At 40.4% G+C, this 22,106-nt stretch carries 17 protein-coding genes and 3 tRNA genes; 13 read left to right on the plus strand and 7 right to left on the minus strand.

The window, feature by feature from the left end:
• Positions 1-28: 28 nt before the first annotated feature.
• Both AB4153_RS06240 and AB4153_RS06245 read right to left on the minus strand, forming a co-directional pair.
• Positions 29-751 carry a UDP-2,3-diacylglucosamine diphosphatase gene (locus AB4153_RS06240; RefSeq protein ID WP_229368440.1) on the minus strand — a complete coding sequence of 241 codons (723 nt, stop codon included), beginning with the start codon at positions 749-751 and terminating at the stop codon, positions 29-31.
• Between the two features lie 6 nt (positions 752-757).
• Positions 758-1,252 (minus strand): peptidylprolyl isomerase, encoded by a 495-nt coding sequence (locus AB4153_RS06245; RefSeq protein ID WP_303516654.1) that lies wholly within the window; start codon positions 1,250-1,252, stop codon positions 758-760.
• Between the two features lie 142 nt (positions 1,253-1,394).
• On the opposite strand from AB4153_RS06245, the gene cysS reads away from it, so the two are divergent.
• On the plus strand, positions 1,395-2,777 hold the full coding sequence (gene cysS / locus AB4153_RS06250) for a cysteine--tRNA ligase (RefSeq protein ID WP_102528574.1): 1,383 nt from the start codon (positions 1,395-1,397) through the stop codon (positions 2,775-2,777).
• 118 nt (positions 2,778-2,895) lie between these two features.
• On the opposite strand, the gene folD is transcribed toward cysS, so the two are convergent.
• Complete coding sequence (gene folD / locus AB4153_RS06255) at positions 2,896-3,750, minus strand: bifunctional methylenetetrahydrofolate dehydrogenase/methenyltetrahydrofolate cyclohydrolase FolD (protein ID WP_102528573.1); 855 nt, start codon at positions 3,748-3,750, stop codon at positions 2,896-2,898.
• A 254-nt stretch (positions 3,751-4,004) separates the two neighbouring features.
• On the opposite strand from folD, the gene AB4153_RS06260 reads away from it, so the two are divergent.
• From AB4153_RS06260 to AB4153_RS06310, 11 genes are all read left to right on the plus strand, one after another.
• A tRNA-Pro gene (locus tag AB4153_RS06260) sits at positions 4,005-4,081 on the plus strand.
• A gap of 108 nt (positions 4,082-4,189) precedes the next feature.
• Positions 4,190-4,266, plus strand: a tRNA-Arg gene (locus tag AB4153_RS06265).
• A gap of 7 nt (positions 4,267-4,273) precedes the next feature.
• Positions 4,274-4,349: transfer RNA gene (locus tag AB4153_RS06270), tRNA-His, on the plus strand.
• Positions 4,350-4,633: 284 nt separating this feature from the next.
• Positions 4,634-5,938, plus strand: a complete 1,305-nt coding sequence (gene tig / locus AB4153_RS06275; RefSeq protein ID WP_303516650.1) for a trigger factor — start codon at positions 4,634-4,636, stop codon at positions 5,936-5,938.
• An 88-nt stretch (positions 5,939-6,026) separates the two neighbouring features.
• The gene (gene clpP, locus AB4153_RS06280; protein ID WP_102528571.1) at positions 6,027-6,638 is read left to right on the plus strand and encodes an ATP-dependent Clp endopeptidase proteolytic subunit ClpP; all 612 of its coding nucleotides are present in this window, start codon (positions 6,027-6,029) and stop codon (positions 6,636-6,638) included.
• Positions 6,639-6,767: 129 nt separating this feature from the next.
• Positions 6,768-8,048 carry an ATP-dependent protease ATP-binding subunit ClpX gene (gene clpX, locus AB4153_RS06285; protein WP_102528570.1) on the plus strand — a complete coding sequence of 427 codons (1,281 nt, stop codon included), beginning with the start codon at positions 6,768-6,770 and terminating at the stop codon, positions 8,046-8,048.
• A 130-nt stretch (positions 8,049-8,178) separates the two neighbouring features.
• A complete protein-coding gene (gene lon / locus AB4153_RS06290) occupies positions 8,179-10,530 on the plus strand; it encodes an endopeptidase La (RefSeq protein WP_102528569.1) in 2,352 nt (783 codons plus the stop codon).
• A gap of 266 nt (positions 10,531-10,796) precedes the next feature.
• Positions 10,797-11,069: an HU family DNA-binding protein gene (locus AB4153_RS06295; protein ID WP_055023877.1), complete on the plus strand. Its 273-nt coding sequence runs from the start codon at positions 10,797-10,799 to the stop codon at positions 11,067-11,069.
• 219 nt (positions 11,070-11,288) lie between these two features.
• Positions 11,289-13,160: a SurA N-terminal domain-containing protein gene (locus AB4153_RS06300; RefSeq protein ID WP_371996743.1), complete on the plus strand. Its 1,872-nt coding sequence runs from the start codon at positions 11,289-11,291 to the stop codon at positions 13,158-13,160.
• A 121-nt stretch (positions 13,161-13,281) separates the two neighbouring features.
• Positions 13,282-13,872, plus strand: a complete 591-nt coding sequence (locus AB4153_RS06305; protein ID WP_102528567.1) for an HAD-IB family hydrolase — start codon at positions 13,282-13,284, stop codon at positions 13,870-13,872.
• Positions 13,873-13,965: 93 nt separating this feature from the next.
• Positions 13,966-14,856: a GyrI-like domain-containing protein gene (locus tag AB4153_RS06310; protein WP_371996745.1), complete on the plus strand. Its 891-nt coding sequence runs from the start codon at positions 13,966-13,968 to the stop codon at positions 14,854-14,856.
• 200 nt (positions 14,857-15,056) lie between these two features.
• Here the strand turns inward: AB4153_RS06310 and AB4153_RS06315 are convergent, their stop codons facing one another.
• The 3 genes from AB4153_RS06315 to AB4153_RS06325 form a co-directional block, all read right to left on the minus strand.
• Positions 15,057-16,289 carry a DUF819 domain-containing protein gene (locus tag AB4153_RS06315; RefSeq protein ID WP_371996747.1) on the minus strand — a complete coding sequence of 411 codons (1,233 nt, stop codon included), beginning with the start codon at positions 16,287-16,289 and terminating at the stop codon, positions 15,057-15,059.
• A gap of 36 nt (positions 16,290-16,325) precedes the next feature.
• A complete protein-coding gene (locus AB4153_RS06320; protein WP_371996749.1) occupies positions 16,326-17,201 on the minus strand; it encodes a LysR family transcriptional regulator in 876 nt (291 codons plus the stop codon).
• Between the two features lie 177 nt (positions 17,202-17,378).
• Positions 17,379-18,443: a porin gene (locus AB4153_RS06325; RefSeq protein ID WP_371996750.1), complete on the minus strand. Its 1,065-nt coding sequence runs from the start codon at positions 18,441-18,443 to the stop codon at positions 17,379-17,381.
• Between the two features lie 377 nt (positions 18,444-18,820).
• Between AB4153_RS06325 and AB4153_RS06330 the strand changes: the two genes are divergently transcribed.
• The gene (locus tag AB4153_RS06330) at positions 18,821-20,593 is read left to right on the plus strand and encodes a flavocytochrome c (protein ID WP_371996751.1); all 1,773 of its coding nucleotides are present in this window, start codon (positions 18,821-18,823) and stop codon (positions 20,591-20,593) included.
• A gap of 304 nt (positions 20,594-20,897) precedes the next feature.
• On the opposite strand, the gene fabV is transcribed toward AB4153_RS06330, so the two are convergent.
• Positions 20,898-22,100 carry an enoyl-ACP reductase FabV gene (gene fabV / locus AB4153_RS06335; RefSeq protein ID WP_371996752.1) on the minus strand — a complete coding sequence of 401 codons (1,203 nt, stop codon included), beginning with the start codon at positions 22,098-22,100 and terminating at the stop codon, positions 20,898-20,900.
• Between the last annotated feature and the right edge of the window lie 6 nt (positions 22,101-22,106).

A 22,106-nucleotide genomic window follows, 5' to 3' on the forward strand; every position in this document is an offset into this window, starting at 1 on the left:
AATAAAAGTTATCAGCAACTAGAGCTGATTATTTTTTAGCAGAGAAGGGCAGTTGCTGTAATTCAGCACTGTCTTTTTTTACAATTAAAATGCTGCCTTGATCGTACCAATCACCGACAACGATACGTTGTTTATTATTGTTTAACTCATGAATGGCTGGGCGATGAGTGTGGCCGTGGATCATTCTTTGGCAATCAGTGTCACTGAGTAATGCATCAACCGCTGTTTGCTCAACATCCATAATCACATAGCTTTTATCTTTATTGCCATTTTGACTTTTGTGCCTGATATCAGCTGCAATTTTTTGTCTAGTTGACTTAGGTAAGTGGCAATATATCCATTTCACAATGGCCGAATTTCTAAAGCGGCGAAAACGCTGATAAGACTTATCAAGAGTACATAAGCTATCACCATGCAGCACAACCGTTTTGATGCCATATAAATCGAGTATTTTAATTTCTGGTAGCAATTGCATGCCAGATTTAGCAGCAAATTCTTTGCCTATCATGAAATCACGATTACCATGAATAAAAAACACTGGCATGTTTTCAGACACTTGTTTGATGTGCGCCGCTATGACGTCAGTAAATGGTTCAGCAATGTCATCACTGGTCCAAACTTCAAACAAATCACCAATGATATACATCGCCTCAACGTCAGATAAATCTGAATCGAGGTAATCGATAAAGGCTTGTGAGATATCAGGACGATCTGCACTTAAGTGCAAATCGCCCATAAATACAGTATGCACTATTGATTATTCAGCAATAGACGCACTGTTGATGACTACTGCTTCCAGTGGTACATCTTGATGCATACCACGGTTACCCGTGCTAACACCTTTAATTTTTTCTACGATGTCCATGCCTTCAACTACTTCAGCAAATACACAGTAACCCCAACCTTGGCCAGTTTCTGCTTTGTGATCTAAGAAAGTGTTGTCGCTAACGTTAATGAAGAACTGCGCAGTCGCCGAATGCGGATCAGAAGTACGCGCCATTGCTAATGTGCCAACTTTGTTTGATAGGCCGTTATTCGCTTCATTCTTTACAGCAGCGTTAGGTGTTTTCTGAACCATATCTTCAGTGAAACCACCACCTTGAACCATAAAACCATCAATCACACGGTGAAAAACGGTACCGTCGTAAAAACCGTCTTTAACGTACTTGATGAAATTTTCAACAGTAAGAGGCGCTTTTTCAGCATTTAGAGCAATTTTGATGTCGCCCATGTTTGTGTGCAAAGTGATCATATTTAAATACCTAGATAAAAATTGTTGCGCGATTCTAACTTATCTAACTTGAGGCTTAAAGTGCAGTGTTCAAAACAGTGTTGCTCATGATAGACTTTGTTCCCATTATATTGGTATTAAAACGAGTAAAAGAGAACCATCGATGTTGAAAATTTACAATAGTATGAGTCGTGAAAAGCAAGAATTTAAGCCGATTAATCCAGGCAAAATTGACATGTATGTATGTGGGATCACCATATACGATTTATGTCACATTGGTCATGGTCGTACTTTTGTTTCTTTCGATATGATTGTTCGTTACTTACGTTACCGTGGTTATGACGTGAATTACCTTCGTAATATTACTGACGTTGATGACAAAATCATTAAACGTGCTGCTGAAAACAAAGAAAGTTGCGATACGTTAACAGAGCGTTTGATTGGCGAAATGCATAATGATTTCGATTCATTAAACATGATGCGCCCAGATTTCGAACCTCGCGCGACATTACATATCGATGAAATTATCGAAATGGTTGAAACATTAATTGCCAAAGAGCATGCTTATGTCTCTGATAATGGCGATGTGTTATTCAGTGTGTCTTCTTATGCGCAATACGGACGCCTATCAGGGCAAAACCTTGAGCAACTTCAAGCTGGTGCGCGTGTAGAAGTAGAAGATACTAAGCGCGATCCTATGGATTTTGTATTATGGAAAATGTCTAAACCAGGTGAGCCAACATGGGAATCGCCATGGGGACCAGGTCGTCCGGGCTGGCACATCGAATGTTCAGCAATGAACAGTAAGCATTTAGGCGAGCATTTTGATATTCATGGCGGCGGTAGTGATTTACAGTTCCCCCATCATGAAAATGAAATCGCTCAATCCTGCTGTGCCCATGGTTCACAATATGTGAACTACTGGATGCATACAGGTATGGTCATGGTTGATAAAGAAAAAATGTCTAAGTCATTAGGCAATTTCTTTACTATTCGTGATGTATTAGCGCATTACGACCCTGAAACGGTTCGTTATTTCTTACTGTCTGGTCATTACCGTAGCCAGTTAAATTACTCTGAAGATAACTTGAAGCAGGCAAAGTCTGCACTTGAGCGCATTTATACTTCGCTTAAAGGGTTAGATTTAACTGTTGCCGCAGCGCCTGCACAAGAATTTATTGCCAAATTTAACACAGCGATGGATGATGATTTTAATACGCCTGAAGCCTATTCAGTTATTTTTGAAATGGTACGCGAAATTAATCGTTTGAAATTAGTCGATATGACACAAGCAAGTGCGTTAGGTGTGAGCCTAAAATCCTTGACTGATGTATTAGGCTTAATCAATCGCGACGTTGATACTTTCTTCCAAGGTGAAGGAAGTGATGATGAAGTTGCAGAGATTGAAGCGCTTATTGTTGAGCGTAATCGTGCTCGTACAGAAAAAGACTGGCCTGCAGCAGATGCGGCGCGCGATAGACTAAACGCATTAAATGTTGTTTTAGAAGATGGCGAAGAAGGCACGACTTGGCGTAAAAAGTCGTAATCCAAACTGAAAGTTAAGTCTTAAATAACAAAGCCTGCTCATTGAGCAGGCTTTTTTGTGGGGGCGAATAAACGAATAAACGAATAATCAGTTGATTCAGATGAGCACAGTAAATTGATTAGTCGTGATATTGCTCAGCGGCATACAAGGTATTTTCAAGTAAGCTTGCAATCGTCATCGGGCCTACACCACCCGGGACTGGCGTTATAAATGCGGCTTTTTCAGCTGCTATATCAAACTCTACATCACCAACAAGTTTGCCGTTTTCAAGTCGGTTAATACCAACATCGATAACAATAGCGCCAGGCTTAATCCAATCACCAGGGATAAACCCAGGTTTACCCACTGCAACAACCAGTAAATCGGCCTGACGTACTTTCTGTTCAAGGTTTTGAGTAAAGCGATGACATGTTGTGGTTGTACACCCTGCAAGTAATAACTCTAGTGTCATTGGACGACCGACAATATTTGATGCACCTACAATGGTTGCATCTAAACCGTAGGTGTCAATTCCTGTCGATTTGATTAAGGTGATAATGCCTTTTGGCGTGCATGAGCGAAGTACTGGGATACGCTGAGCTAAGCGCCCTACATTGTATGGGTGGAAACCATCAACGTCTTTATCAGGTCTGATACGCTCAATGACTTTCGAGTCTTCAATATGATCAGGTAATGGCAACTGTACTAATATGCCATCGATTTTTGGATCGTCATTACATTGATCAATCAGTGCAAGCAGTTCTGCTTCTGTTGTGGTGGTTTCAAGGTCATAAGAGTATGACTCAAACCCAACTTCTTCACAGGCGCGACGTTTACTGCCAACATAAACCTGTGATGCCGCATCAGCGCCAACTAAAATTACAGCAAGACCAGGAACACGTTTTCCAGCTGCTTTGCGCGTCAATACTTTTTCTTTTAATGTGGTTCTTATAGATTGAGCTATCGCTTTGCCATCAATGTTTTGGGCTGTCATGTGTGTATAGTTTCCTTTATATGGCGCGATTGAGGTAAAATTTAACGTGGCGTATTCTACCAGTCAGGCATAGGCATGTCATGAATAATGGCTAAACGATTTATTAAAAACAGAATTTTTTGTTTGTAAAAACAGCAGATGAACCAGTTTGTAAAAAAAGTCGTTGACGATATTAAAGTGACTCGCTAATATGCGCTCCGTTCTCACAGATAAGCCGATTAGGGCAACTTAATAATTATTTGCAGTAGACATCTCGGTGATTAGCGCAGCCCGGTAGCGCATCTCGTTTGGGACGAGAGGGTCAGAGGTTCGAATCCTCTATCACCGACCAATTTTATATTTGTAAAGCATAGGCTTTGCGAATAAGCTTGAAACATAAGTTGAAGACCAAATCAATTTATTAAGCTTACAGGTTATACAGATAATATTTGTAAACCATGCGCCACTAGCTCAGCTGGATAGAGCAACGCCCTTCTAAGGCGTGGGTCTCAGGTTCGAATCCTGAGTGGCGTACCATATTATGGTGATTGTAGCTCAGTTGGTAGAGCCCCGGATTGTGATTCCGGTTGTCGTGGGTTCGAGCCCCATCAGTCACCCCAAATTTTGCATTAAAAATGCACGATTGTAGAGAAAGCGACCTTAGGTCGCTTTTTTTATGTCTAAAATCCCCATTTTACCCCGTTTTCACACTCGACTCAGCAGTAAACCGTCGCTATAATGTCGCGTCTTGATAAATATCTAATACGAATTACTACGGGTAATGGCGCTGAAAAGCTGCTGTATCGCACTTTTATTAGTAAACATTAATCATCAAGAAATGAATATTTAATAGTTGAGCTTTCGACTATTACAAAGGACGTCAGACATATTTCGAGGTAAAACAATGCAAGTTTCTGTTGAAACAACTCAAGGCCTAGAACGTCGCCTAACAATTTCTGTTCCTGCTGAACAAATTGAGAAATTAGTTAAAGACAACTTATTACGTGAAGCGAAACGTGCAAAAATTTCAGGTTTCCGTCCAGGTAAAGTACCTGTATCTGTGATCAACCAACGTTACGGTGCAGCTATCCGTCAAGATGTGACTGGTGAAGTAATGCAACGCAACTTCATTGAAGCGATCATGGCTGAGAAGTTAAACCCAGCTGGCGCACCTGTTTTCGCTCCAGGCGAAAATGAAGGCGAAAACTTCGTCTTCGTTGCGACTTTCGAAATCTACCCAGAAGTTGAGTTAACTGGTTTAGATGCAATCGCAGTTGAGCAACCACAAGCTGAAGTTAATGACGCTGACGTTGATACAATGATTGAAACGCTTCGCAAGCAACACGCCACGTTCGCTGTAGTTGAAACTGCTGCTGAAGAAGGCAACAAAGCTAAAATGAACTTCGTAGGTTCAGTAGACGGTGAAGAATTTGAAGGCGGCAAAGCTGACGACTTCGAACTAGAGCTTGGTAGCAACCGTATGATCCCAGGTTTTGAAGCTGGTGTTATTGGTCATAAAGCCGGTGATGAATTCGAAATCGAAGTGACTTTCCCTGAAGATTACCATGCTGAAAACTTAAAAGGTAAAGCGGCTAAGTTCGTTATTACCCTTACTGAAGTTCAAGCTGCAGAATTACCAGAAGTTAACGATGAGTTCGCTTCTTTATTCGGTATCGCTGAAGGTGGCTTAGAAGCGCTTAAAGCTGAAATCCGTAAAAACATGACTCGTGAACTTGAACAAGCGCTTAAAGCAAATGTTAAAGAACAAGTTATCGAAGGCTTATTATCAGCTAACGAAATCACAATTCCTTCAGCATTAGTTGATGGTGAAGTGAATGTACTTCGTCAACAAGCAATGCAGCGTTTTGGTGGTCAAACTGAAAACATGCCTGAGCTTCCAGCTGATTTGTTCACTGAACAAGCTGAGCGTCGTGTAAAAGTAGGTTTACTTTTAGGTGAAGTTATTAAGACTAATGAACTTCAAGCTGAAGACGAACGTGTTCAAGGTTTGATCGCTTCAATGGCTTCTGCTTACGAAGATCCAAGTGAAGTTGTTGAATATTACAATGGCAACAAAGAGCTTATGCAAAACATGCGCAACGTAGCGCTTGAAGAGCAAGCTGTTGAAGTTTTATTAAAATCTGCAAAAGTGACACTTAAAGATGTCGAATTTGAAGAATTTATGAACAAGGCAACAGGTAAAGCGTAACCTTCGCTTGACTTGATTGGCGGTTCGCCATTTAATGGCTCGTATGAGGTTCCTCATACGAGCCATTTTTATTTTAGGGAAGCATAAAATGCATAAAGCGCCAGAATCTGTACTCAATGCTCTTGTACCTATGGTTGTTGAACAAACGGCTAAAGGTGAGCGTTCATATGATATTTACTCTCGTTTATTAAAAGAGCGAGTAATTTTCTTGGTTGGCCAAGTGGAAGAGCACATGGCTAACTTGATCGTGGCGCAACTATTGTTCCTAGAATCAGAAAGCCCAGACAAAGATATATCTATCTATATTAATTCACCTGGCGGCTCAGTTACTGCCGGTATGGCAATTTACGATACTATGCAATTCATTAAGCCGAATGTAAGTACTGTATGTATTGGCCAAGCATGTAGCATGGGTGCGTTTTTATTAGCAGGCGGAGCAGAAGGTAAGCGTCATTGTTTACCTAATTCACGTGTGATGATCCATCAACCACTTGGTGGTTTCCAAGGTCAAGCATCGGATATCGCAATTCATGCTCAAGAAATCTTAGGCATTAAGAATAAATTAAACGAAATGTTAGCTGAGCATACTGGTCAACCGATTGAAGTTATTGAGCGTGATACAGACCGTGATAACTTTATGAGTGCGCAAGAAGCTGCTGATTATGGATTAGTTGATTCAGTTTTTGAAAAGCGTAGCTGATCTTTAGGCCTGAGTAGGCTATTCTGTGATGAATAGCGTATAAAAAATATTTGACTGTTCCTGTGCAGGTTATTAATTGTACAGATGGTTTTCTAAAAACAGTGAACAGGCTGCAACAGAGGTAGGGTAATGGGCGATAACAAAAGTACCGGTGACAGTGGCAAACTACTGTACTGCTCTTTTTGCGGAAAAAGCCAACATGAAGTTAGAAAGCTAATCGCTGGACCTTCAGTATATGTTTGTGACGAGTGTGTCGAGCTTTGTAATGACATCATTCGCGAAGAAATTAAAGAAATATCGCCTAAGCGCGATCATGATAAATTACCAACACCACATGAATTACGAACTCATCTAGATGATTACGTAATCGGTCAAAATCAGGCCAAGAAAGTGTTGTCGGTAGCAGTTTATAACCACTATAAACGTTTGCGTAATGGCACACCGATTGAAGGTGTTGAATTAGGTAAAAGTAATATTCTACTTATCGGTCCAACCGGTAGTGGTAAAACGTTACTTGCTGAAACGTTAGCGCGCTCTTTAGATGTGCCATTCACGATGGCCGATGCGACTACGTTAACTGAAGCCGGTTATGTGGGTGAAGATGTCGAGAACATCATTCAGAAACTACTACAAAAGTGTGACTACGACGTTGAAAAAGCGGAACGTGGTATTGTTTACATCGATGAAATCGATAAGATCAGCCGTAAATCTGATAACCCTTCAATAACACGTGATGTGTCAGGTGAAGGTGTTCAGCAGGCCTTATTGAAATTAATTGAAGGTACTGTTGCTTCTGTTCCTCCGCAAGGCGGTCGTAAGCATCCACAGCAAGAGTTTTTACAGGTTGATACCTCTAAGATCTTATTTATCTGTGGTGGTGCGTTTGCTGGACTTGAAAAAGTGATTGAGCAACGCGGCTTAACAGGAACAGGGATTGGCTTTGGCGCTGAAGTCAAAGGCGAAGCTGACAAAACGACGATTTCACAAACGCTAGGTAAAGTTGAGCCAGAAGATTTAATCAAATTTGGTTTGATCCCTGAGTTCATCGGCCGTTTACCTGTTGTTGCAACGCTAACAGAGTTAGATGAAGCAGCTTTGGTACAAATTTTATCTCAACCTAAAAATGCACTGACGAAACAATATGGTGCGTTATTTGAGATGGAAGAGGTAGAGTTAGAGTTCCGTGAAGATGCACTTAAAGCGATTGCCCATAAAGCAATGACGCGTAAAACAGGTGCTCGTGGTCTACGCTCAATCATCGAAGATATCTTGTTAGATACCATGTATGACATCCCTTCTGTAGAAGGTGTGATTAAGGCTGTAGTTGATGAATCAGTAGTAAAAGGTGAGTCTGCACCTATATTGATTTATGAAAACACCGACAATCAAGTCGCTGGTGGCGAACAATAAATAGACGCTTTTAGCCGTTTATGAAAAATAAGGAGTCCATTGGGCTCCTTTTTTCGTATTAGCCATTGAAAGTTCAAGAAACATCCCAATATACTGATTATAAAATCCATTCATCAAACGGAATCGAACTATGACCCAAGAGCGTGAAGCGCATATCGAACTCCCCGTGCTGCCACTTCGAGATGTAGTGGTTTATCCCCATATGGTAATTCCGTTATTCGTCGGACGAGAGAAATCAATTCGATGTTTAGAATCGGCAATGGAACAAGATAAACAAATTTTATTGGTCGCACAGAAAGAAGCTGATTTAGACGAACCAACAAAAGACGATATTTTCGAAATTGGTACAGTGGCGTCAATTCTGCAATTACTTAAATTGCCTGACGGCACAGTAAAAGTATTAGTTGAAGGTGGTCAGCGTGCAAAAGTTGACAAATACACCCAAGAAGAAGAGTTCTTTGTTGCAACAGCACAATACTTAGAATCTGAAGAACTTGCTGAAAAAGAAGAAGAGGTGCTTGTTCGCAGCGCTATCAGTCAGTTTGAAGGTTACATTAAGCTTAATAAAAAGATCCCGCCAGAAGTACTGACGTCGTTAACAGGAATAGAAGAAGCGGCTCGTCTTGCTGACACTATGGCTGCACATATGCCGCTGAAGTTAGAAGACAAACAGTCTGTACTTGAAATGATTAACGTCGGCGAGCGTCTTGAATATTTAATGGCGATGATGGAAGGCGAAATCGACTTATTACAAGTTGAAAAACGCATTCGTGGCCGCGTTAAAAAGCAGATGGAAAAAAGCCAACGCGAGTACTATTTGAATGAGCAAATGAAAGCCATTCAAAAAGAACTTGGCGATCTTGATGAAGGTCAAGACGAGTTTGAAGTACTCGCTCGCAAGATTGAAGAAGCGAAAATGCCAGCAGAAGCCAAAGAAAAAGCTGAAGCTGAGCTAAACAAATTAAAAATGATGTCACCAATGTCAGCAGAAGCGACAGTGGTGAGAAGCTATGTTGATTGGATGACGTCAGTGCCTTGGAGCCAACGTTCTAAAATCAAACGTGACTTATCTAAAGCTGAAGAAATTTTAGATACCGATCATCACGGCTTAGAGAAAGTGAAAGAACGCATTCTTGAGTATCTTGCGGTTCAAAGCAGAGTTAAGCAGCTTAAAGGGCCTATTTTATGTTTAGTAGGGCCTCCAGGCGTCGGTAAAACGTCACTGGGTCAGTCAATTGCTAAAGCTACTGGTCGTAAGTATGTACGTGTGGCACTAGGCGGCGTGCGTGATGAAGCTGAGATCCGTGGTCATCGTCGTACCTATATCGGTTCTATGCCTGGTAAAGTCATTCAGAAAATGGCGAAAGTGGGCGTTAAAAACCCATTATTCCTATTAGATGAAATTGATAAGATGAGTTCAGATATGCGCGGTGACCCATCATCAGCATTACTTGAAGTCCTTGACCCAGAGCAGAACGCAGCATTTAACGACCATTATCTAGAAGTTGATTATGACTTATCTGATGTGATGTTCGTTGCGACATCTAACTCAATGGATATTCCTGGACCGTTACTTGACCGTATGGAAGTGATTCGTCTATCGGGCTATACCGAAGATGAGAAACTCAATATCGCTAAAAAGCATTTGCTGACTAAGCAAATTGAGCGTAATGGACTTAAGCCTAAAGAAATCAATATCGAAGATAGTGCCATTATTGGCATGATCCGTTATTACACTCGTGAAGCCGGTGTACGTTCATTGGAACGTGAACTGTCTAAAGTGTGTCGTAAAGTCGTTAAAATGATTTTATTAGATAAGTCTGTTAAAACCGTAAAAGTGAATCAAGATAACTTGAAATCATTCCTAGGTGTGCAGCGATTTGATTATGGTAAAGCTGAGTCAAATAACCAGATTGGCCAAGTCACAGGTTTAGCATGGACTCAAGTTGGCGGCGATTTGCTAACAATTGAAGCAACTTCAGTATCAGGTAAAGGCAAGCTTGCTTATACCGGTTCTCTTGGCGACGTAATGCAAGAGTCAATTCAAGCTGCTATGACTGTTGTTAGAGCGCGAGCAGAGCAATTAGGCATTAATGGCGACTTTTACGAGAAACGTGATATTCACGTTCACGTACCTGAAGGGGCAACACCTAAAGATGGTCCTTCAGCCGGTGCAGCGATGTGTACTGCATTAGTCTCAAGCTTAACAGGTAACCCTGTTAAAAGTGATGTGGCAATGACAGGTGAAATTACCCTTCGTGGTGAAGTGTTGCCTATCGGTGGCTTGAAAGAAAAGTTACTTGCAGCACACCGTGGCGGTATAAAAGTTGTTCTTATTCCTAAAGAAAATGAACGCGACTTAGAAGAAATTCCTGCGAATGTTATTGCAGATCTTAAAATCCACCCAGTTAGATGGGTTGATGAAGTGCTTGAATTGGCCTTAGAGAGACCTGTAAAGGGCTTTGAAGTGGTCAAAAAGTAGCTAAATAGCAAAAAAAGTTGCTTTGAACCTAAAAAAAGTGAAAAAAGGGGCTTAACAAACGCGAAAGCTGTGGTAGCCTAGATAAGTGGAGAGTCAGTTAGCACCAAACCCTTGGCGCAACTGACTTTGAGCTGTATCCAAGTACATTTTTTATGGTTTTCCAATTAAGTTTGGTGTGGTATCAAACTTATAACAAAAAAGCCTCCGCAGACCGCTCTAAAGACGGATTTGGTTGCGGCGCGAAAATAAACATTCAAGGGGATGACATGAACAAATCTGAACTAATCGAGAAAATCGCTTCTGGTGCTGACATTTCTAAAGCAGGCGCTGGCCGTGCATTAGATTCTTTCATTGGTGCTGTTACTGAAGCACTTAAAGAAGGCGACAAAATTTCTCTAGTTGGTTTTGGTACTTTTGAAGTACGTCAACGTGCAGAACGTACTGGCCGTAACCCACAAACTGGTGCGGAAATCAAAATTGCAGCAGCAAATATTCCTGCTTTCAAAGCTGGTAAAGCTCTAAAAGACGCTGTTAACTAAATAGTTAATATCGTTGCCTTTTGTAAGGCATTTGTAGAAAGCACTGTTTTAACAGTGCTTTTTGCGAAAAAAATATCAGAAAGAACACAGTTAGTTTTGATATTCGGAGGAATTGGGTCATACCCGAGGTAGCGTCTGATAACTCCATATAAATTACAAGAAGGCGCATCCCGAAGTGGTGCGCCTTTTTATTTTTAATCGCAACAAGCGAGAATTCAGATGTTAGAAAAAATTCGCGAAGGTTCACAAGGCGTTATTGCTAAAAGTATTTTAGTGCTAGTGATTCTTTCGTTCGCATTTGCTGGTGTAAGTAGTTACCTAGGGACTTCAACTGATGTTGCTGTCGCCGTAGTTAACGGTGACGATATTACTGCAAATGAACTAGAACAAGCTTACCAAAACGAACGTGGCCGCCTAGAGCAACAACTGGGTGAAATGTTTGATGCATTATCTGCTGACGATAACTACATGAATGGTATCAAGCAGAATGTATTAGACCGTCTTATTGCTGACAAATTAATGAGTCAAGCTGCTGACGATTTAGGCCTACGTGTTTCAGATGACCAAATTAGACAAACGATTGTTAATGAACCTGCTTTCCAAACGGATGGTGTGTTTGATAATGAGCGTTACTTAGCTGTTTTACGTCAGCTAGGCTACCAAACTGCTAGCTTCAGAAATATGATGCGCACTGACATGACGCGTCGTCAGTTACTGACTTCGTTAGTCGGCACTGAATTTGTATTAGATGGCGAAGCTAAACAATTAGCTGAAGTCCAAGGACAAACTCGTGATATTCGCTATTTAGTTGTTGATTCAGAACCATACTTAGCAACAGCTACAGTATCTGATGAAGCGATTAAAAATTACTACGACAGCAACTTGATGCAATTTATGGATCAAGAAAAAGTGAGCTTGCAGTATGTAGAGCTAAATGTTGCGAACATTGCTGAAGGTGTTGACGCTTCTGTTGAAGATGCACGAGACTTTTACGAAGAAAATAAGCAACAGTACCAAACTCCTGAAAAACGTTTAGCTGCGCACATTCTATTTGCATCAGGCGATGACAGTGCAGACGAAGCGAAAGCTGAAGCCAGTCTTGCTAAACTCAATGCAGGTGAAGATTTTGCTGACGTTGCTAAAACTGATTCAGATGATCAATTTAGTGCAGAACAAGGCGGTCAATTAGACTGGTTTGAACAAGGCGTAATGGATCCTGAATTTGATACTGCATTATTCTCACTTAACCAAGATGAATATTCTCAAGTGGTTAAAAGTGAATTCGGATATCACATCGTTAAGTTACTTGACGTTCAATCTGGTGCTGCTGCGCCATTTGAAGATGTTCAAGACAAAATTGTGGCTGATCTAAAGAATAAGAAAGCAGTAGATGAATTCTACAGCTTACAAAGCATCTTAGCTGATACTAGTTACGAAGTGCCTGATACGTTAGATGAAACTGCGCAAGCACTTAATGTTGAAGTTCAGTCGACTGAGTTATTCTCACGTAATAATGCACCTGCTAACCTAAACAAGCCAGACTTGATCCGTGCTGCTTTCTCTGATGATATTATCGGTAGCGGTATGAACAGCGAAGTGATTGAGCTTGAGCCTAATCATGTTGTTGTTATTCGTTTATTGAAACACCAAGATGCAGGTACTTTACCACTGAGTGAAGTAAAAGCAGGTATCGAAGCACGTTTAGTGCAAGACCAGGCTAACCTTGAAGCCAGTGAGAAAGCTAACGAGTTATTAGCTGAGTTAAAAGCGGGTAATGAAATCACTGAAGTGACTATTGCAACTAAAGCGCAATTACCTCGTTTCAGTCAAGATATCGACCAAGCTATTACAACTAAAGCATTCCAAATGCCAGCGCCAGAATCAGGTGCAGTTGCATTTGATACAGCTGCATTAGCCAATGGTTTTGCCGTTATTGCACTTGATAAAGTGAATGCCGCTGAAGGTATTGATAGCAATGTTGTTGATAGCATCAAACAACGTTTAGCTCCTCAGTACAGTGAAGCTGATTACCGCTCTATTATTGAAGCGTTGAAAGCAAAAGCTAAAATTGAATATCCTGTAGCTGAATAATTTTTTAGCACACTAGATAGATTAAATAGCCAAGGGAAACCTTGGCTTTTTTATATTTGTTTTTTTAACAAAGTCAGTCAATTATGATTAATCATTTATTGGCTCATGCAGAAGGATCTTCATGAATATTGCGCTTTTTGACTTCGATGGCACCATCACAGAAACAGACTCCTACACACCATTCATATACTTTAGTGCGCCTAAATGGCGCATAGTGATTTGTTACCCCTTGCTAGTGCCATTGATTTTGCTTTATAAATTGAAGCTTATTGGCGGCTCAAGGATCCGCACTGTTGTCAGTTATTTTTGTTTCTTTAGACGTTCACATAAAGCCGTTTGGGCCCAAGGTAAAGAATATGCTTCGACGCTTGATTCAATCATCAAACCGGAAGCCAAACAAAGGCTAGCTTGGCATAAAGCGCAAGGAGATGTGATTGTCATCGTATCTGCATCACTCGATGCCTATTTAACGCCATGGTGTGAAAAGCACCAATACGAATTAATTTGTGCAACATTAGCATCAAGAAATGGACTGTTAACAGGAGCTTATTTAAATGGCGATTGCAGCGCCGATGAAAAAGCGCGTAGAGTAAAGCAATCATATCAACTGGATTCATTCGAAAAAGTTTATGCCTACGGTGACACGACAGAGGATAAGCAGTTGTTAGCGCTGGCTGATGAAGCTTATTTTTGTTGGAATAAAGTCAGTTAACGACTGGTTTGTAAAAATCACCGCGAACGTTTTGAGTGCATTATTTGTCGTATAAGTTTTTAATTCAAGATCATTTATTTAAGGTTAATTGCAGTGGAAAAAATCAGCCAACGCTTTGAGCACGTTCTAAGCCATATCGATAACAATTTAACATCTCGTTTAGATTGTAAACTTTTGGCAAGCATCGCTCAGGTTCCTGAGTGTCATTTCGATTTTATCTTTCATAGTTTATTTCATACAAGGACTGAAGATTATATTGGCTTATTACGTAATCTTGAAGCGGCGCAACAACTGGGTTTTGATAAAACGATACCTATTTCAACAGTGGCTGAGTCTGCCGGCTTTGGTAGTGAAGCAAGTTTTACTGAGGCGTTTACTAAAGCAATAGGTCAAAGTCCAAGTCAGTTCCAGTTAACGCCTGACTGGGGGAATTTTTTCGAGAAACAGCAGCCATTAAAAACCTTGTCAGAAGGCCATGACGAATTAATGGCAGATCAAGTGAATATAGAATTGGTTGAACTTGAAGCTATTCCTCTAATTGCTATTGAGCATCGGACACAAGCTCAATATTTCCCACAAACGATTGAGGCCATGAGGGCTTTTAGACAAGCTCATCAACTTTCACCCGATACAAGTCGTACGTTTAATTTTATTTATCAATCTGCAGCTGAACCTTTGCAGCAATTTAATATTGATATTGCAGTCAGCGTTACTCAAACGCAAAAAGCTGATTTACGCTCTGTCATTGATGTTTCAGACTACTTTATGGAGTCAATGATATCAGAAGGGCGTTATGTAACTTTTTTACATTCAGGCTCGGATGAAGATTTAAATAAGAAAGTGAAATACTTGTACGGTACTTGGCTTAATGAGCAAAGCCAGAATAAAGCTATCCAATTAAAAAACCTACCGCTGATTTTTGAAAAGCTAAACATAACTCAACCCCAACAGATAAAAACCAGAGTCTATTTAGGGTTAGTTTAACTATTGTCTTTATCGATCAAAATGAAGTCTTTAAATCTCGAATCGTCGCTCATTCAGGCGCTTACAAAAACAGGTACTACAAAACAAGCGTTTACAAAACTAGCGCTTAAAAAAGGTATTTAGAGCTAATAATTAAGGCAGCGGAGGTAGCGTAATTGTAACAGCGTTACGTAACCTTTAGCCTCAACTTTAAATGACAGCTATTGAGCTGTCATTCTCATCAATTCTGCGCATATCCAAGCCATATAAGTTGCCCAAGCATAGCCAAATACCGAAAACAGAATTGCCACAGGAGCCAGTGAGCGGTGAAATGCCATTGCTACGACTGGTGATGATGCCGCTCCGCCAATACAACATTGACTGGCTAAAGCCATATAAGCGACAGGCGCCTTTATCAGCAACCCTGTTACAACCACCACGATGACATGAATAGAAAGCCAGACAAATCCGATAGCAAAATAGATAGGAAAATCATCAACCATAGACAGATCCATCTGCAGACCCATATTTGCAATTAAGCAATACAACATTACTGTTGATACTTTAGAAGCACCTACTGATTCAAGTTCCCATATTTTGGTATTGGATAGGACAATACTGGTTGTGGTGACAATGATAACAATCCAGAAGAACGTTGAGGTTAAGCTATATTTTTCAGTTTGGGGGTAATTTTCGGCAAAAAAAGGCGCGATGATGTCAGCCCCGAAGTGAGCAAAACCAGTAACGCCAAAGGCAACGCTGAACATCAACATGTAACTCTTCAGTGTGGGTAAACCTTGTTGGTTTGATATGCCTCTGTCGGTCACTTCAATGAGTTTTTTAAACTGGCTGGCATCAGCGCCTATTTTCTTATCAATGAAGTTTGCGTTATTAGCGCAAATCAGTAGGAATGACATCCAAATAGCCGAGTATATGACATTGACAGAAATCATAATCGCAAAAAGGTTTTCTTCGACCTGATAAATCTCTTTCATGGCGATTTGATTTGCAGTACCACCAACCCAATTAGCGGCTAAGGTTGCCATTCCTTTCCAAGCCGCATCAGCGCCAACCCAACTTATCGTTTCAGGTGCTATTTTTGCAAACAACAGTAAGGTCAATGGGCCGCCAATGATCACCCCAAAACTGCCTAATAGAAATAAAATGATTATTTTGGGCCCAAGTAACAGCATAGATTTTATATCGACACTAATAATTAATAGGGTTAAGCAAGCTGGCATTAAAAATTTGGATGTAATCGTATTTAATTCACTTTGACTGGCATCGACAATATTGAAGGTATTAAGTAAAGAAGGGAGTACGTAGCACATCACCATGACAGGGACGAAGCGGTAAACCTGTTTCCACACTGGATGAGAGGACTGGCTAGTATAAAACACTAAACCAATGATGGTGGTGAGTAAGCCAAATATGACAGGATCTTGGTTGATCATAAACGCTTTGGCTACCTTACAGTGTTAAGTGACGCATTATGCGTTACAAAAACGAATGAACTCTTCTAATAATGGCGATAAAGCTTCGTCATTTCGGCTAATTGACCAATATTTACGTTGAAAATCCCAGCCTGCTAATTCTAATTCAACTATCTCACCACGACGAATTTCTTCTTTTACTGCAAGATATGGCAGAACACTAACGCCAATGCCTGTACCTATGGCACGTTTAATTGCGCCCATGGTATTCATCGATAATTCATTATTGATGTTGATTTTAGCACTGCGTAATAATTGGGTATTTCTGAGCCTTGAAACTGACATGGTAGAATCCAGCACCCATAATTGTTCAGACAATAACTCAGCGGTAATCGTTTGTTCTAGTATCGGGTTATCGCAACTGGTGACAAGGCAAATCTTATCTTTAATCCATTGCTCATACTTAAGGTTGTTCAGCCCTGGTTTTGCATCAACAAAACCCAAATTCAGCTCTTTTTCTGAGACCATCTTTTCAATTGTCAGGCTATTATTAATGACTAACTTGATATCTACCAGTGGGTGGGATTTTTTAAACTGGGGGATCTTACGCGATAAAATATAATTACCTGCTGTTTTACTACTACCAATCTTTATCGTACCGCCAACTGCATTTCGCTCAGCAAACATTTGTTCAAGCTGAGTCCCTTTAGACAACATCTCATTGGCATAAGGGAGAATAACTTCGCCATTATCATTGGTGGTTAACCCATTGCTGCTTCGTTCAAATAAGCGTGTGCCTAAAGAACCTTCCAACTCTTTTAGCGCCATACTGACAGCTGGAACAGACATATGAAGCTGCTGCGCAGCTTTTGAGATCTGTCCGTTATCATGTATCGCTTTAAAAATAGTAAGTTGTTTAAGGGTGATTTTCATAATGAAACAAAGGTTTTTTTAATGATGTTTGGGATTATAGCGAAATATGAATAAACAACGTTAAAATCATTGTTTAACTTCCTTTTTTTGTAACCTTGTTCATATTTTTAGTAAAAGTGTAACCTTGCAAGTGGATGTAAGGCTATTAAAGAGAAATAACCTTACATCCTAATCTTTTTAGAAGTCGTAACGAACACCAATACTAAAGATATTATCTTCATCTAAATCGATAACAGGGCCAGCGTTTTCGACTCTATATTCACCTTCGTATTTGGCGTAATGAGCGAATACCATCGTTGATTTTGAAAGACGGTAATCTGCGCCGATTACTAAAGAGTTAATATCAACATCTGTTGCTTGCTTATAGTCACTTGAAGACATTGCGCTATTTTTGAAATACTTACCAAAACCAGCCTCATCTTTACCTATTTCAGCTTTTAAATTAACGCCATTTAAATTATAAACTGCACTCAAGAAGTATGAATTACCTTCTTTATAGCTGTATTCTTGGCTTTCAGTGTTTTGGAATAAACCACCTAATTTTAAGTTGCCGAACTTAACTTGAGCCACACCGCGATAAGCATCGACCCCACCGATAGTGTTATAGGCTGCAGCTAGGTAATAAGGTTGTTTTTTTAGCTTTTTATCACCAGCAATAATACTGACAGCATACTGCTGTTCGTCATAATCGCTGCGCTCACCGTTGTCATCATATTCTGCGTAGTTATCATCCATTAAATAAGTGGCGTTGAAAGTAATTAAATCAGCGATTTTTGGCGAGTAATACGTAATACCGTCAGCTTTACGAACTTGACCAGCTATCATACGGTTGTATGCTGCATTGGTTAAAGCAAACGCTTCAGCAGTCCCTTTTGATGTTTTCATCACAGTGTCATTACGTCCCACCAAAACCGTACCTAGATTTGTTTTTAAACCTAAATAGGTATTTCTTGCTTTGAATACGTCATCGTTACCTTCATTTGTTGCTGAGTTGACCTGAACTTCAACGCGATAAAGTAACTCAATATCGTTAGTAATTGTTTCACTGCCACGTACACCAAGTCGTGAGAAGTTATTCTCCAATACCGTTCCTGACTTACCATTTTGAGTTGTCGTACCGTTATCTGAATTGGTGACTGCCATTTCTAAACGGCCATAAAACTGCGGTGAATCGGCAAGTGCTGAATAAGAGTTTGCAGAAAGCAGTGTTATAACTGATAGCGATAGTAGTGATTTTTTCATGTTCAATCCCATTGTTTTAATTATAAATTTTGTCTTATTTATTATTGGTGTAAAAATCTTAACTGGATTAATGTGCCACTTTTTCAAATGGTTATTTATTAACGTTCTAGGCTAAAAATTTATGTAGATTCATTGTCTATCTATCTAGATAGGTAACTAGATTTGATGGTTCACATCGTAGTGATTTTGGTTATTGATAAAATGAACATGAGTCACAGCTGTTTGTTTTATGTTGCTGATTAAAGAAAATTGAATAGGTTTTCATTAAAACTTAACCGAAGCTTAAACATGACAAAGGTCTAAGTTTTGATACTCCTTAATGAGTAATCTTGCTCTCAACAAAGAGACATAAAAAACACTTATAAAGGATCGAACACATGAAACTTAAATATTTGGCTTCGGCAGTAGCAGTGATGATGCTTACTTCTGGCAGCGTAATGGCAAAAAATGACTTAGCGTCATTCCATACAGAAATGGGCGACTGCCAAACTTGTCACGTAACTGGCAAAATGAAAGACATCAAGAAAAGCATGACTGATAGCCAAACTCATGAGAACGCCCAGTGTCAGGACTGTCATGGTGGTTATGCTGATTTAGTTAACGATGAACTTGCGTTTGACCCTCATGCATCTCACTTGGGTGAAATCAACTGTACTTCATGTCATACAGCCCATGCTAAACCAGAGTTGACTTGTAATAACTGTCACAACTTTGAGATGGAGATGCCTTTTGCTGATTCAAAAGCGAAGAAGAAGTGGGATGGTGATTGGAATCAAGACAAAATCCAACAAGCGATTGCTAAAGGCCCTGTAGAAACGGTTGATGTGATTGTTGTTGGTGGTGGTTCTGCTGGTTTTAACGCTGCTATTTCTGCAAAAATGGCGGGCGCTAATGTGGTGTTATTTGAAAAAGCACCATACACAGGCGGTAACTCAATGTTAGCTGCTGGTGGTATTAACGCTGTAGGCACACCGCAACAAAAAGCCAAAGGCATTGAAGACACTGTTGATTGGTATGCTGAAGATGCCATGAAAGGGGGCCGTTATCAAAATGACCCTAAGCTTGTGCAAACAATGGCGGAAGAGTCTGCTGGCGCAGTGGCATGGCTTGAGTCTTTAGGCGCAGATATGTCAGAGCTTAAACGTTCAGGCGGCGCAAGAGCTGAGCGTACTCACGCTCCTTCTGGTGGCTCGTCAATTGGTCCACATTTAATTGATACCTTGCGTAAAGCGGCAGTTGAACGTGATATCCCAGTTCGCGTTAACTCAAGAATTGAAAAAATCGTCTTAAACGATGACCAATCAGTTGCAGGAGTGGTGGTTCACGGCCGTCATTCTGGTTACAACATGGTTGCAGCTGACTCTATTGTACTTGCGACAGGCGGTTATGGTATGAATAAGCAGATGGTTGCTTACTACCGCCCAACGATGAAAGACATGTCTAGCTCAAACAACGTTACAGCAACGGGTGATGGTGTGTTACTTGCTAAAGAAATCGGTGCTTCTATGACTGATATTGATTGGGTTCAGGCGCATCCAACAGTAGGAAAAGATAGCCGTATCTTAATCTCTGAAACTGTACGTGGTGTTGGTGCAATCATGGTTAATACAGATGGTCAGCGTTTCATTAATGAATTAACCACCCGTGACCGCGCATCTGATGCAATTCTTAAGCAAAAAGATCAATATGCTTGGTTAGTGTTTGATGAGCAATTGGTTGAGAAAAAGAAAATGGTACGTGGTTACGAGCATTTAGGTATGTTGAGTAAAGCGAACACCATCGAAGAGTTAGCCCAAATCACTGGCATGAGCGATTTACCTAAAACAGCGGTTGATTACAACAAATATCAAGCAGCAGGTAAAGACGATGCATTCGGCCGAGCTAATTTACCATTAAGCCTAAGTACGCCACCTTACTACGCTGTAAAAGTAGCTCCAGGTATCCATCACACCATGGGCGGAATTGCAGTCGATACTGACTCGAACATCTTAAACTTGCAAAGCTGGAAAATGCCTGGTTTATTTGCTGCTGGTGAAGTGACTGGTGGTGTTCATGGTTATAACCGTCTAGGCGGTAATGCGATTGCTGATACAGTGGTATTCGGCCGTAAAGCTGGCGAAAATGCAGCGAAACATGCTTTAAAGAAATAAGCTGTAATTAAAATTCATCATCACTAATATCCCCACAAAGGCCAAGTATCTTCTACTTGGCCTTTTTATTGTTTGTTCATCGCAATAGATTTCAACTCATTTTTAGTTTTGATACCCATTACATCGTTAAATAATAATTTTATTAAATTTAGAGTTTCACTCTGCTAACACTGATTAGTAAGGGGGAGTTTTGAAGAGGGAGGTTGAAAATATTTAATCTCATGCTTGGCGTTAATAAGAACTACAGACATAAAAAAACCAAGTCATCAGACTTGGTTTTAATTGATATGTTATTAGTTTCTTCTTATAAACTTACAACATCAAACGTCACGTTAGGGTTAACGTCCGCTTCATAATCAATGCCGTCAATACCGAACCCAAACAGTTTTAAGAACTCTTCTTTGTATTCATTGTAATCGGTCAATTCAGCTAAATTTTCAGTGGTCACTTCAGCCCAAAGCTCACGGCAATGCTTCTGAATTTCTTCACGTAACTCCCAGTCATCTAAACGTAAGCGGTTATCAGCATCAGTTTCTGCAGCTGTTCCATCTTCACGGAATAAACGCTCGCTGAACATGCGGTAAATTTGGTCCATACAACCTTCATGAACACCTTCTTCACGCATTTTCTTGAACACCATTGCAATATACAGTGGCATAACAGGAATAGCAGAACTGGCTTGCGTTACCACACTCTTAAGCACTGCAACATTAGCTGAACCGCCAGTTGCTGATAACTTAGTGTTTAATGCATGTGCTGCACGGTCTAAATCCATTTTGGCTTTACCAAGCGCACCGTGCCAGTAGATCGGCCAAGTGATTTCAGTTCCAATGTAGCTATAAGCGACTGTTTTACAGTTGTCGGTTAATACGCCAGCTTCACTTAAGGCGCTCATCCATAATTCCCAATCTTCACCGCCCATTACAGTGACTGTGTCAGCAATTTCTTGCTCACTTGCAGGCTCAACTGATGTTTCGATGATAGTGTTTTTATTCGTATCTACAGCTGTCGCAGTGTAAGTCTCGCCGATTGGCTTAAGACTTGAGCGGATAACTTCACCCGTATCAGGCAGTTTACGAACAGGTGATGCTAGTGAGTAAACTACCATATCGATTTGACCAAGGTCTTCCTTAATCAACTCAATCACTTTTTGCTTAGCTTCATGGCTAAAGGCGTCACAATTAATACTTTTAGAATATAACCCTTCAGCTTTAGCAAACTTGTCAAAATAAGCTGAGTTATACCAACCCGCAGTACCAGGCTTAGTTTCAGTGCTTGGTTTTTCGAAGAAAACACCAATAGTGGCAGCATCGCTACCAAACGCAGATGCGATGCGCGAAGATAAGCCATAACCACTTGAAGAACCCACTACAAGGACCTTTTTAGGGCCATTAGCAATTTTGCCTTTCGCTTTAGTTAATTCAATTTGTTCTTTTACGTTAGCTTCACAGCCAACTGGATGCGTAGTGGTACAAATAAAGCCACGTGTCTTTGGTTTAATAATCATAATTTC

The sequence above is a fragment of the Shewanella sp. 10N.286.52.E4 genome (assembly GCF_041468785.1).
GTDB classification, from domain to species: Bacteria; Pseudomonadota; Gammaproteobacteria; order Enterobacterales; family Shewanellaceae; genus Shewanella; species Shewanella electrodiphila.